Annotated in this window: 16 protein-coding genes; 6 read left to right on the top strand and 10 right to left on the bottom strand. The window is 54.6% G+C overall.

The window, feature by feature from the left end; genetic code table 11:
* Window positions 1-349 precede the first annotated feature (349 nt).
* A complete protein-coding gene (locus ABLV52_RS01910; RefSeq protein WP_044524944.1) occupies window positions 350-904 on the top strand; it encodes a gamma carbonic anhydrase family protein in 555 nt (184 codons plus the stop codon).
* On the opposite strand, the gene ABLV52_RS01915 is transcribed toward ABLV52_RS01910, so the two are convergent.
* Genes ABLV52_RS01915 through dprA form a run of 6 tightly spaced genes read right to left on the bottom strand, consistent with a single transcriptional unit; the run spans window position 880 to window position 4,671 of the window.
* A complete protein-coding gene (locus ABLV52_RS01915; RefSeq protein ID WP_048298473.1) occupies window positions 880-1,137 on the bottom strand; it encodes a DUF1488 domain-containing protein in 258 nt (85 codons plus the stop codon). The genes ABLV52_RS01910 and ABLV52_RS01915 overlap by 25 nt on opposite strands.
* On the bottom strand, window positions 1,134-1,952 hold the full coding sequence (gene aroE, locus ABLV52_RS01920) for a shikimate dehydrogenase (RefSeq protein WP_032454195.1): 819 nt from the start codon (window positions 1,950-1,952) through the stop codon (window positions 1,134-1,136). The genes ABLV52_RS01915 and aroE overlap by 4 nt, the downstream gene beginning before the upstream one ends.
* Before the next feature lie 3 nt (window positions 1,953-1,955).
* On the bottom strand, window positions 1,956-2,528 hold the full coding sequence (gene tsaC / locus ABLV52_RS01925; protein ID WP_004206805.1) for an L-threonylcarbamoyladenylate synthase type 1 TsaC: 573 nt from the start codon (window positions 2,526-2,528) through the stop codon (window positions 1,956-1,958).
* 4 nt (window positions 2,529-2,532) lie between these two features.
* Window positions 2,533-3,075 carry a type I DNA topoisomerase gene (locus tag ABLV52_RS01930; protein WP_023291168.1) on the bottom strand — a complete coding sequence of 181 codons (543 nt, stop codon included), beginning with the start codon at window positions 3,073-3,075 and terminating at the stop codon, window positions 2,533-2,535.
* Window positions 3,076-3,101: 26 nt separating this feature from the next.
* On the bottom strand, window positions 3,102-3,575 hold the full coding sequence (gene smg, locus ABLV52_RS01935; protein ID WP_002919137.1) for a DUF494 family protein Smg: 474 nt from the start codon (window positions 3,573-3,575) through the stop codon (window positions 3,102-3,104).
* Window positions 3,547-4,671 (bottom strand): DNA-protecting protein DprA, encoded by a 1,125-nt coding sequence (gene dprA / locus ABLV52_RS01940; protein WP_289553952.1) that lies wholly within the window; start codon window positions 4,669-4,671, stop codon window positions 3,547-3,549. Before dprA ends, smg begins: the two co-directional genes overlap by 29 nt.
* Before the next feature lie 128 nt (window positions 4,672-4,799).
* Here dprA and def point away from each other — a divergent pair, with 128 nt between their 5' ends.
* The 5 genes from def (at window position 4,800) to mscL (ending at window position 9,562) form a co-directional block, all read left to right on the top strand.
* The gene (def, locus tag ABLV52_RS01945) at window positions 4,800-5,309 is read left to right on the top strand and encodes a peptide deformylase (protein WP_004206802.1); all 510 of its coding nucleotides are present in this window, start codon (window positions 4,800-4,802) and stop codon (window positions 5,307-5,309) included.
* 14 nt (window positions 5,310-5,323) lie between these two features.
* Window positions 5,324-6,271 carry a methionyl-tRNA formyltransferase gene (fmt, locus tag ABLV52_RS01950; protein ID WP_017900611.1) on the top strand — a complete coding sequence of 316 codons (948 nt, stop codon included), beginning with the start codon at window positions 5,324-5,326 and terminating at the stop codon, window positions 6,269-6,271.
* A gap of 52 nt (window positions 6,272-6,323) precedes the next feature.
* On the top strand, window positions 6,324-7,619 hold the full coding sequence (gene rsmB / locus ABLV52_RS01955) for a 16S rRNA (cytosine(967)-C(5))-methyltransferase RsmB (protein ID WP_087849556.1): 1,296 nt from the start codon (window positions 6,324-6,326) through the stop codon (window positions 7,617-7,619).
* 13 nt (window positions 7,620-7,632) lie between these two features.
* The gene (gene trkA / locus ABLV52_RS01960) at window positions 7,633-9,009 is read left to right on the top strand and encodes a Trk system potassium transporter TrkA (RefSeq protein WP_002919153.1); all 1,377 of its coding nucleotides are present in this window, start codon (window positions 7,633-7,635) and stop codon (window positions 9,007-9,009) included.
* 139 nt (window positions 9,010-9,148) lie between these two features.
* Entirely contained in the window at window positions 9,149-9,562 is a 414-nt protein-coding gene (gene mscL, locus ABLV52_RS01965) for a large-conductance mechanosensitive channel protein MscL (protein WP_348889941.1), read from the top strand.
* On the opposite strand, the gene ABLV52_RS01970 is transcribed toward mscL, so the two are convergent.
* The 4 genes from ABLV52_RS01970 to rplQ form a co-directional block, all read right to left on the bottom strand.
* Window positions 9,498-9,776, bottom strand: a complete 279-nt coding sequence (locus ABLV52_RS01970) for a ribosome alternative rescue factor ArfA (protein WP_023291171.1) — start codon at window positions 9,774-9,776, stop codon at window positions 9,498-9,500. The genes mscL and ABLV52_RS01970 overlap by 65 nt on opposite strands.
* 57 nt (window positions 9,777-9,833) lie before the next feature.
* Window positions 9,834-10,259 carry a Zn(2+)-responsive transcriptional regulator gene (gene zntR, locus ABLV52_RS01975; RefSeq protein WP_023291172.1) on the bottom strand — a complete coding sequence of 142 codons (426 nt, stop codon included), beginning with the start codon at window positions 10,257-10,259 and terminating at the stop codon, window positions 9,834-9,836.
* A gap of 2 nt (window positions 10,260-10,261) precedes the next feature.
* Window positions 10,262-10,630, bottom strand: coding sequence for a DUF1992 domain-containing protein (locus tag ABLV52_RS01980; RefSeq protein ID WP_032454201.1), 369 nt, complete (start codon window positions 10,628-10,630; stop codon window positions 10,262-10,264).
* 108 nt (window positions 10,631-10,738) lie between these two features.
* Window positions 10,739-11,125: a 50S ribosomal protein L17 gene (gene rplQ, locus ABLV52_RS01985; protein ID WP_002919206.1), complete on the bottom strand. Its 387-nt coding sequence runs from the start codon at window positions 11,123-11,125 to the stop codon at window positions 10,739-10,741.
* Window position 11,126 lies beyond the last annotated feature (1 nt).

The raw sequence follows: 11,126 nt of genomic DNA on the forward strand, positions 1-11,126 counted from the left end.
TCTGATAAATTGTTAAAGAGCAGTTGCGACGCGCTTTAGCGCTCTGTCGCGAGGTGGCGTATATTACGCTTTCCTCTTTCAGAGTCAACCCGTTTTTCAGGATTTTTCTCTTCAACCGAACCGGCTGTTTGTGTGAAGTGATTCACATCTGCCGTGTCAGTGGGAGCGCATTATAGGGATCCCATTTTTTTGCACAAGCCTTTTTTCGATCTTTTTTTCTGAATGGTGATTTTTCACCCTTTTCGCCGTGTAATTGCGCGATTTGCTCAATTTTCACCGTTTTCAGGGGTTGCAGAGCGAGATAAAAGCCACCAAAGTCTTCTTACGCTCCCGTATTTTTGAGGTCAACATGTCTGCTCACCTGCGTCCCTATAAAACATTTTTCCCGCAAATCGGTCTTCGCGTCATGATTGACGCATCCAGCGTCGTCATCGGTGATGTCAGAATTGCCGATGACGTCAGCGTCTGGCCTCTGGTCGCCATTCGCGGCGACGTCAATTTCGTGTCGATAGGTCAACGTAGCAATATTCAGGACGGCAGCGTTCTACACGTGACCCATAGATCCTCTTACAAGCCTGAGGGAAATCCACTGATCATTGGAGAGGATGTGACGGTTGGTCACAAAGTGATGCTGCACGGCTGCACTATCGGCAACCGCGTGCTGGTTGGTATGGGTTCGATCTTGTTAGATGGTGTCGTTGTTGGTGATGACGTCATGATTGGCGCGGGAAGTCTGGTGCCGCAGAATAAACAGCTTGAAAGCGGCTTCCTTTACTTTGGCAATCCGGTCAAACAGATCCGCCCCCTGACAGAGGCGGAGCGGGAAGGCCTAAAATATTCAGCAAATAACTATGTGAAATGGAAAGATGAATATCTGGATCAGGAGAGCCAGACCCAACCCTGAGCATCCTCCTGATTATCGCGGATCAATGCCTCAGCCTCTTCCTCAAGATCCCAACGATGTTCCCGGAATGCGGCCAGCCACTGCGCTGGCCCCTCTGCGCCAAAACGCTGCTGCAGGATCTGCCCTGAAATTACGCAGGTTAATTGCATCCCATTCACCAACGCGGGAAAAACCACGCCCTGCCGTTCGGCATCCCATGATTCCCGATCGGGAAACTGAATCGCCTGATTCATGCATTCAGTTCCTGTTGCAGCTTTTCTATAACCGGGGTGATAGCCGGCAGGACGCCGTGCCATAGCAGAACAGCATGGGCGGCTTGCGCCACCAGCATTCCCAGCCCGTCAGCGCAGTGGGTTGCACCATGCTGCTGGCACCACTGAAGAAATGGCGTCGCCCCTTTCTGGTAAAACATGTCATAGCAATACACGTCGGGGTTAACAACAGACGCCGGGATAGCCGGCACATCACCCTCTATCCCACTGGATGTTGCATTGACGATCAGATCGAAAGTTTCCCCGGCTAAGGTATCCATTTCCCGGGCGCTGACGCTGCCGGTATGGGCGAAGAGCGTGGCTAACTCATGGGCGCGAGCATAGGTGCGATTGACGATCGTCACAGCGCACCCCAGCGACAGCAGCGGCAGCAGTACCCCACGCGATGCGCCACCGGCACCGATAAGCAGGATCCGCTGGCGTGGCTTAATGAATCCCAGACGCTCCAGATCGCTCAGAAGACCAATACCATCCGTGTTGTCGCCCAGCAAACGCCCATCTTCCAGACGTTTCAGGGTATTCACCGCTCCCGCCAGCGCAGCGCGTTCTGTCAGTTCATCCGCGCGCGCAAAGGCTTCTTCTTTGAAAGGAACGGTAACGTTGGCGCCCTTTCCTCCTTCCGCAAAAAACTGATTCAGAGAAGAGACAAAATCGTCCAGCGGCGCCAGCACACGTCCATAAGGATGGGTAATCCCTAACTGGCGGGCAAAAAGGTGGTGAATAGAAGGCGACTTGCTGTGCGCAATCGGATTACCAAAAACAGCGTAGGTTTCCATGATTCACCCCTGGCGGAACAGTTCACCCGTCAGGGCATCACGTATTTCAGATGGATTTTGACGTCCGCCCGTAGCGCCATCCACGACCGGGAAGCTGTCACCAAACTGAGCACGGACCTCTGCGGTAGTGCGGCAAGGCGGTTGACCGGTGAGATTGGCGCTCGTCGAGACCAGCGGTTTTCCGTAGGCTTCGCACAATTCAATCACCAGCGGATGGTTGGTTACGCGTACGGCCAGCGAATCAAAACGACCCGTCAGCCAGCGTGGCGTTTCAGGACGAGCCGGGAATACAAACGTCACCGGTCCTGGCCAGCAGGAAAAGATTGCTGCCCGCTGCGAGTCACTTAACCGAGAATCATCAATATAGGGCTTCAGCTGCTCAAAGCTAGCGGCGATAAGGATCAATCCCTTCTCAACAGGACGCTGCTTCAGCTCCAGCAGACGCATAACGGCCGTTTCGCTGTCAGGGTCGCAGCCGACGCCAAAAACAGCTTCCGTGGGATAGGCGATGACATGTTCATTATTCAGGACCGCCACGGCATGGGCGACGGCTTCTGAGGGCAGGTTATTGTTCACTGATTTATTCCGCCGGGATCGGCTTTCCACATTGTTTACTGGCACAGAAGCGTCTGAGACCCTGCGCCGTCTTCTTTTCTATTAACAGCGGGTAATGGCATTCAGGGCATTCGCCCGCCACCGGTTTAAAATTGATAACGAACTGGCAATCAGGATAGCGATCGCAGGAGTGAAAGGTTTTACCGAAACGGGAACGACGCTGGACCAGATGGCCTTGTCCGCACTGCGGGCAAGCAATAGCCGTCTCATCTGGTTTATCAATTAGCTCGGTATGTTCGCATTCCGGATAGCGGCTACAGCCAATGAACATCCCAAAACGCCCCTGGCGTAGCACCATAACCGCGCCGCACGATGGGCATGCTTGCCCCTCCAGCACCTTAACGACATGCCCGTCCGCCTGACTTTTCAGGGGACGGATATAGTCACAGTCCGGATAATGCGAACAGCCGAGAAACGGGCCATGTTTCCCGGAACGGATCACCAGTTCAGCCCCGCACTGCGGGCAGGGCTCATTTTTACGCACCGAAAACAGTGCTGATTTGGTCATAACAACTCGATGTTGCTGCAAAAAGATTAATGCAGCATACCTTCATTTACTTCGAAGAGTAATTCTTCCATTTGCTGATAGGCGTTTTCACAGCCCGGAATATTGAACAGTACCATCAGGATGACCCATTTCAGGTCCTCCAGCTCAAATTCTGCCGTATCCAGCGCCAGTACGCGCTCTATCACCATTTCTCGCGTTTCGAGGTTCAACACCTGAATCTGCTCGAGGAAGAGTAAAAATCCCCGGCAACTGGCATCCAGACGCTGGCACTCCTCTTCGGTATATACCCGAAGCGACAGCGGGTCGGAAGCGAGCTGCATGGGTTCAACGAGACCTTCCTGATAATCAGCCAGTTTCTCGAGCCACATTAACGCGTTATAGATATCTTCCCGCTCAAAACCTGCGTCGGTAAGATCCCGCGTCAGTTTGTCCTGATCCACGCGCATTTCTGCTTCGCTATGGATGTAAGTTTCAAACAAATACATGAGTACGTCGAACATGGCTTGCCCTCCTTAATCGGACATAGCCGCCGGGTACAGCTGCGATCCAGCCTGCTAACTCCAGTTCAAGTAGCTGAGCTACGGTTACTGGCACAGATTGGCCGGCACGTTCAGCGACAACGTCAACAGGTGTTACCTCATCTCCTACGTTAGCCAGGAGCTCCGGAAATGGCAATGCTACAGACGGCTGATCGGCGCAATTATTTATCGAATCAGACGTATCAGTTAGCCAGGTCAGCTCGTTGTGCCAGTATTCCACAATATCCTCTGGCGAGGTCACCGGCACCGCGCCTTGCTTAATTAACCAGTGTGGGCCTTCCGATCCCGGATTGCCTATCGGCCCAGGCAGGGCAAACACATCCCTTCCCTGCTCCAGAGCACAGCGGACGGTAACCAGCGAGCCGCTTCGCAATGCCGCCTCAACCACCAACACGCCCAGGCTCAGGCCGCTGATAATCCGGTTGCGCCTGGGGAAATGCGCGGGAAGCGGCGGCGTTATTAGTGGAAATTCAGACACCAGCGCACCGCCATTATCGATGATCTGCTGGGCGAGGCTTGCATGGCGCCGCGGATAAACCTTACCCAGTCCGTTGCCCAGTACCGCGATGGTTTTGCCCTCGGCCGCGAGCGCGCCGCGATGCGCTACGCCATCAATGCCTAACGCCAGCCCACTGGTGATAGTCATTCCTTTACGCGCCAACGTTTCGCTGAACAGCTTCCCCCAGCGAGCGCCATACCAGGAATGCAGGCGACTACCAATAACGGCAAGCTGCGCGCTGTGAAGCAGAGCGGGATCGCCGCTGACCAACAACGCACCGGGGTAATCAGCGATGGCCCTTAGCCGAAACGGAAAGCGCGGATCGTCGGCCCGTAACAGATGATGTTCCGGGTGCTCCAGCCAGCGCCGCGTCTCGTCAAGCTCACGCCCGTCAAGCCGAAAAAATGACGTTGCTTGCGCCGCGGACATCCCGACAGCATGCAGCGCTTCACGATCAACGCTGGCGGCTGCGCATAAGCGCTGTGCGATCTCCAGCATTCTGTCGCCATACAAGTTACTGACCTTCATCAGCCGCAGCCAAATCTCGTCGGGCGTCATCCTTACCCCCTGCCATAAGCGGTATTGACAATCTTTGCGATTGGACAGTGAGACTGTCAATTGCAGGGTGTTTTGTCTAGAATAGAGCTAATAATCTTATCAACTCCTGAATACGACTCTGGAACTTTATGGCAGTTTTGCAAGTGTTACATATTCCGGACGAGCGCCTTCGCAAAGTCGCCGAGCCGGTCAAAGAAGTGAATGCGGAAATTCAGCGTATCGTCGATGATATGTTCGACACCATGTACGCTGAGGAGGGCATTGGTCTGGCCGCGACCCAGGTCGATATCCATCAGCGCATTATCGTTATTGATGTGTCGGAAAATCGTGAAGAGCAGCTGGTGTTAATCAACCCGGAGCTGCTGGAAAAAGATGGCGAAACGGGCATCGAAGAAGGCTGCCTGTCGATTCCGGAACAGCGCGCCCTGGTGCCGCGTGCGGAAAAAGTGAAGATCCGAGCGCTGGATCGCGACGGTAAGCCATTTGAACTGGAGGCCGATGGCCTGCTGGCTATCTGTATTCAGCATGAGATGGATCATCTGGTCGGCAAACTGTTTATTGATTATCTGTCACCGCTCAAACAACAGCGCATTCGTCAGAAGGTTGAGAAACTGGATCGTTTACGTTCCCGTGCCTGATAACAAGGAATACCGTGTCACAATCACTACGTATCATTTTCGCCGGCACCCCCGATTTTGCAGCGCGTCATCTTGACGCGCTGTTGTCGTCTGAACATCAGGTTGTTGGCGTATTCACTCAGCCAGACCGTCCTGCTGGCCGCGGCAAAAAATTGATGCCGAGCCCGGTAAAGGTGCTGGCTGAAGCCCATAACTTACCTGTATTCCAGCCATCTTCCCTGCGTCCGCAGGACAACCAACAATTAGTCGCCGATCTCGGCGCCGATATCATGGTGGTGGTGGCGTACGGTTTGATTCTCCCGAAAGCGGTGCTGGAGATGCCCCGTCTGGGCTGCATCAACGTTCACGGCTCCCTGCTACCGCGCTGGCGTGGCGCAGCGCCGATCCAGCGTTCGCTGTGGGCCGGGGATAGCGAAACAGGCGTAACCATCATGCAGATGGACGTCGGCCTTGATACGGGTGATATGCTGTATAAGCTTTCCTGCCCCATTACCGCAGAGGATACCAGCGGCAGCCTGTACGATAAGCTGGCCGAGCTCGGCCCTCAAGGTCTGCTGGCAACCTTAGCCCAGCTGGCCAACGGCACCGCACAGCCTGAAGTACAGGATGAATCGCTGGTGTGCCACGCCGAGAAGCTGAGTAAAGAAGAAGCTCGCATCGACTGGTCGCTTTCTGCCGCACAGCTGGAGCGCTGCATCCGCGCCTTTAATCCGTGGCCAATGAGTTGGCTGGAAATTGACGGGCAGCCGCTAAAAGTGTGGCGGGCATCGGTCATTGCCGAAGCTGCGCATGCCGAACCGGGTACTATCGTGGCAGCAACCAAACAGGGTATCCAGGTCGCCACGGGCGATGGGATCCTCAGTCTGGAGTCGCTACAGCCTGCGGGTAAAAAAGCGATGAGCGCCCAGGATTTACTCAATTCCCGCCGGGAGTGGTTTACTCCTGGCACCCGTCTCGCCTGACGGTCGTCTCTTCTGAAGCCCGGGTTCGCCGGGCATTTTTATTTTTGCGCTTATGAAAAAGAATATAAATTTACGCAGCCTGGCCGCCCAGGCTATCGAGCAAGTCGTTGAAAAAGGTCAGTCTTTAAGCAACGTCCTGCCCCCTCTACAGCAAAAAGTCAGCGATAAAGACAAAGCGCTGCTGCAGGAGCTGTGTTTTGGCGTACTGCGTACGCTCAGCCAGCTGGAGTGGCTTATCAGCAAGCTGATGGCGCGTCCGATGACCGGCAAACAGCGCACCGTGCACTTTCTGATTATGGTTGGGCTCTATCAGTTACTCTACACCCGCATCCCTCCGCACGCCGCGCTGGCTGAAACGGTAGAAGGCGCGGTGGCGATTAAGCGCCCGCAGCTTAAAGGGCTGATCAATGGGGTGTTACGCCAGTTTCAGCGCCAGCAGGAAGAGCTACTGGCAGAATTCGCCGGGCAGGAAAACCGCTACCTTCATCCCAAATGGCTGCTGAAGCGTCTGCAGCAGGCCTGGCCGCAACAATGGCAGGAGATCGTCGATGCGAACAACCAGCGCCCGCCGATGTGGCTGCGCGTTAACCGCAACCATCATTCCCGAGACGAATGGCTTGCTCTGCTTAAAGAGGCCGGCTTAGAGGGCTTCACCCACCCTGACTATCCCGACGCCGTGCGTCTGGCCACCCCTGCCCCGGTCCATGCGTTGCCGGGTTTTGCCGAAGGATGGGTAACCGTTCAGGATGCCTCGGCCCAGGGCTGCATGCGCTATCTGCAGCCGGAAAACGGCGAGCGCATTCTCGATCTCTGCGCCGCGCCGGGCGGCAAGACGACGCATATTCTGGAAGTCGCTCCCCAGGCTGAGGTCATGGCGGTAGACATTGATGAACAGCGTCTTTCCCGCGTCTATGACAACCTGAAACGGCTGGGCATGAAAGCCGAAGTCAAACAGGGCGATGGTCGCTTCCCTGAGCAGTGGTGTGGCGGCGAGCAGTTCGATCGTATTCTGCTGGATGCCCCCTGTTCCGCCACCGGCGTTATTCGCCGCCACCCGGATATCAAATGGCTGCGCCGGGATCGGGATATCGGCGATTTAGCCCAGCTGCAGGCCGAGATCCTCAATGCCATCTGGGGGCATCTGAAGCCAGGCGGCACGTTGGTTTACGCTACCTGTTCTATTCTGCCGGAAGAGAATAGTCAGCAAATTGCCGCGTTCCTCGCGCGGACCCCGGATGCAGAGCTTCACGCAACCGGTACGCCGGCAAGCCCGGGACAGCAAAATCTGCCGGGTGCGGAAGAAGGCGATGGCTTCTTTTACGCTAAGCTAATCAAACGTCGGAACTAATGGATCACTGCAGATGAAGATTATTATTCTGGGCGCCGGCCAGGTCGGCGGCACGCTGGCGGAGAACCTCGTCGGCGAGAACAATGATATTACGCTGGTTGATACCAATGGCGACCGTCTGCGCAGCCTGCAGGATAAGTTCGACCTGCGTGTCGTCCAGGGGCACGGTTCTCATCCCCGCGTACTGCGCGAGGCAGGAGCCGATGATGCCGATATGCTGGTGGCGGTCACCAGTTCGGATGAAACCAACATGGTGGCCTGTCAGGTCGCCTATTCATTATTCAATACGCCAAACCGTATAGCCCGTATTCGTGCGCCTGATTACGTCCGCGATGCGGAAAAGCTCTTCAATTCTGAAGCTGTGCCCATCGATCACTTAATCGCTCCGGAACAGCTGGTCATCGACAATATTCATCGCCTGATAGAATATCCCGGCGCGCTGCAGGTCGTGAACTTCGCTGAAGGTAAAGTCAGCCTCGCCGTGGTGAAAGCCTATTACGGTGGTCCGCTGGTGGGGAATGCGTTGTCCACCATGCGTGAGCATATGCCGCATATCGATACGCGCGTGGCCGCCATTTTCCGCCACGATCGCCCCATCCGCCCACAGGGTTCGACGATTGTCGAGGCCGGTGATGAAGTCTTCTTTATTGCCGCCTCGCAGCATATTCGCGCGGTCATGAGCGAACTCCAGCGTCTGGAGAAACCTTACAAACGCATCATGTTGGTCGGCGGCGGCAATATTGGCGCGGGCCTGGCCCATAAGCTGGAAAAAGACTACAGCGTTAAGCTTATCGAGCGCAATCAGCAGCGAGCCGCTGAGCTGGCAGAAAAACTGCAGCATACTATCGTCTTCTACGGTGATGCATCGGATCAGGAGCTGCTGGCCGAAGAGCATATTGACCAGGTGGACCTGTTTATTGCCGTCACTAACGATGACGAAGCAAACATCATGTCTGCAATGCTGGCCAAGCGAATGGGGGCCAAAAAAGTCATGGTGCTGATCCAGCGCAGAGCCTATGTGGATCTGGTTCAGGGTAGCGTCATTGATATCGCGATATCGCCTCAGCAGGCCACGATTTCCGCCCTCCTCAGCCATGTCCGTAAAGCCGATATTGTCGGCGTCTCCTCCCTGCGCCGCGGCGTTGCGGAAGCGATCGAAGCAGTGGCACACGGCGATGAGAGCACCTCGCGGGTGGTCGGTCGGTCGATCGATGAGATCAAACTTCCGCCAGGCACGATCATCGGCGCCGTCGTGCGCGGGAATGACGTGATGATCGCCAATAATAATCTGCGGATCGAGCAGGGCGATCATGTGATCATGTTTTTGACTGATAAAAAGTTTATTTCCGATGTAGAAAGGCTGTTCCAGCCAAGCCCCTTCTTCCTGTAATTCCCAGGGCGTCGAACAGGCGCCTTTTATTATCCCTTATTATTCAAAGGTTAATATTTTCCTGTAACGCTCTACGGGGAATGGCAAATGAAAATACATTTGTTAAACTTACAACGTCAGCTGGCTCAAGGAGAATAAAATGAGTTTTTTAAAAGAGTTTCGCGAATTCGCGATGCGCGGGAACGTTGTCGATTTGGCAGTGGGTGTGATCATCGGTGCAGCATTCGGTAAAATTGTTTCGTCGTTGGTCGCGGATATTATTATGCCGCCGCTCGGCCTGTTGATTGGCGGGATCGATTTTAAACAGTTTGCCGTCACGCTGCGCGATGCCCAGGGTGATGTACCGGCAGTGGTGATACACTACGGGGTGTTTATTCAGAACGTTTTCGATTTCATCATCGTCGCATTTGCCATTTTCATGGCGATTAAACTGATGAATAAGTTAAATCGTAAGAAAGAAGAGGCTCCGGCGGCACCGCCAGCGCCCTCTAAAGAAGAAGTCCTGCTGAGCGAAATTCGCGATCTGCTGAAAGAACAAAACAACCGTTCTTAATCAGCAGTGAAAGCAGAAGGCCAGTGGTAAAAAAGCGATTCGCTTGCTTGCCACTGGCCTCCCGGTCATTCCTTGCTGCATGTTTATCTTTACGTTGATAGCTTCCTTTCCCTTTCTTATTCTTCTCTACGCGCTGCCTGAATAATGGATCGTGGAGAAGTGCCTCAATGGCGTTATCTTTAATTTGTCCTTTGGTATGCTGATAGCGACTCATAGTAACTCCAGTGGATGTGTGAATTCCGCGCGAGTGTAGATCCGCGCGCACAAAAAATCAACGCCCGGTATTACCGTTGCTGGCGCCTTGCTCAAGGGCCTCGAGGATCGAACAGTAAACGCTGCTGTGAGCTGTGCCGCAGCAGGCATCATTGAGCCGTTGCAGAGAGCGACGCATCGTTTGTAGCTCGTTGATCCGCGCCTCAACTTCGCTTAATCGCGCCTGAACGATCCCTTTCGACTCCTGACAGGTGTGATGCTCCGGATCGATACGGATCGACAATAATTCGCGGATCGCTTCCAGAGTAAAGCCCAGCTGACGGGCATAGCGAATAAAGCGCAAACGCTGAAGATCGTTATCCGAGTAAAGACGAAATCCCCCCTCAGTGCGCACATCATGATCCATCATTTGCTGTTTTTCATAATAACGGATGGTATCTGGCGTCACATCAGCCAGTTTTGCCAGCTCACCAATACGATACATATTCACTCCTGATTAATTTTGTGCAGCAACGCATCGGCGTACTCACCGCGTAAAAAGTCGGTGTTCAGTCCTGCCTGACGCAGCTTAAGCTCGAGCAGAGCAAGGCGCTTGCTGAGTTCGGCATGCCGCGGGTCGTCCTGACGGACCCCCTTCAGCAAGTCTGCCAGAGCCACCGCTTCTTTGCGCTGCTCCAGCTCCGGGGGAAGACACCCTGCATTCTTCAGAAGGCGATAGCCTGCCCGCAGCTCGGCCGGTACATGCGAATCGTCATCGAGCGTTAGCGGCACGCCGCTACCGGGTAAATTATCGAACTCGCCTTTGGTTTGGGCATCGAGGATATGGCGTTCTGCCCACTGATCCAGTAACCACATTCTACGGCTCCGGGGGATGAACAAAAAGAGTACAGATATTGTAGTGAAGTGGGGATGGGGTAGATATAAAAAAACCCGCCGGGGCGGGTTTTTTTACGTTACTACAGATTACTCTGCAGCAGCTTCTGCTTTCGGCTCAGCACGATCAACCAGCTCGATGTATGCCATCGGCGCGTTGTCGCCTGCACGGAAGCCACACTTCAGAATGCGAGTGTAACCACCGGCGCGGCTCGCGAAACGCGGGCCCAGCTCGTTAAACAGTTTTGCCACGATCTCGTTATCACGAGTACGGGCGAATGCCAGACGACGATTAGCAACGCTATCAGTCTTGGCAAGAGTAATCAGCGGCTCAACTACGCGACGCAGTTCTTTCGCTTTCGGCAGGGTCGTCTTGATGATTTCATGACGAACCAGCGAACCTGCCATGTTACGGAACATAGCCTGGCGATGGCTGCTGTTGCGGTTCAGTTGACGACCACTCTTACGATGGCGCATG

The sequence above is a fragment of the Klebsiella sp. GB_Kp056 genome (genome assembly GCF_040064755.1).
In the GTDB taxonomy this organism is placed as follows: Bacteria; Pseudomonadota; Gammaproteobacteria; order Enterobacterales; family Enterobacteriaceae; genus Klebsiella; species Klebsiella quasipneumoniae.

What these genes read in the sequence shown, in the direction of transcription:
- ABLV52_RS01970 (WP_023291171.1), bottom strand. Translation starts at nt 9,776, where the DNA reads ATGAGTCGCTATCAGCATACCAAAGGACAAATTAAAGATAACGCCATT.
- ABLV52_RS01910 (WP_044524944.1), top strand. Translation starts at nt 350, where the DNA reads ATGTCTGCTCACCTGCGTCCCTATAAAACATTTTTCCCGCAAATCGGT.
- rplQ (WP_002919206.1), bottom strand. Translation starts at nt 11,125, where the DNA reads ATGCGCCATCGTAAGAGTGGTCGTCAACTGAACCGCAACAGCAGCCAT.
- def (WP_004206802.1), top strand. Translation starts at nt 4,800, where the DNA reads ATGGCAGTTTTGCAAGTGTTACATATTCCGGACGAGCGCCTTCGCAAA.
- trkA (WP_002919153.1), top strand. Translation starts at nt 7,633, where the DNA reads ATGAAGATTATTATTCTGGGCGCCGGCCAGGTCGGCGGCACGCTGGCG.
- mscL (WP_348889941.1), top strand. Translation starts at nt 9,149, where the DNA reads ATGAGTTTTTTAAAAGAGTTTCGCGAATTCGCGATGCGCGGGAACGTT.
- zntR (WP_023291172.1), bottom strand. Translation starts at nt 10,259, where the DNA reads ATGTATCGTATTGGTGAGCTGGCAAAACTGGCTGATGTGACGCCAGAT.
- ABLV52_RS01930 (WP_023291168.1), bottom strand. Translation starts at nt 3,075, where the DNA reads ATGACCAAATCAGCACTGTTTTCGGTGCGTAAAAATGAGCCCTGCCCG.
- ABLV52_RS01980 (WP_032454201.1), bottom strand. Translation starts at nt 10,630, where the DNA reads ATGTGGTTACTGGATCAGTGGGCAGAACGCCATATCCTCGATGCCCAA.
- ABLV52_RS01915 (WP_048298473.1), bottom strand. Translation starts at nt 1,137, where the DNA reads ATGAATCAGGCGATTCAGTTTCCCGATCGGGAATCATGGGATGCCGAA.
- aroE (WP_032454195.1), bottom strand. Translation starts at nt 1,952, where the DNA reads ATGGAAACCTACGCTGTTTTTGGTAATCCGATTGCGCACAGCAAGTCG.
- smg (WP_002919137.1), bottom strand. Translation starts at nt 3,575, where the DNA reads ATGTTCGACGTACTCATGTATTTGTTTGAAACTTACATCCATAGCGAA.
- dprA (WP_289553952.1), bottom strand. Translation starts at nt 4,671, where the DNA reads ATGACGCCCGACGAGATTTGGCTGCGGCTGATGAAGGTCAGTAACTTG.
- rsmB (WP_087849556.1), top strand. Translation starts at nt 6,324, where the DNA reads ATGAAAAAGAATATAAATTTACGCAGCCTGGCCGCCCAGGCTATCGAG.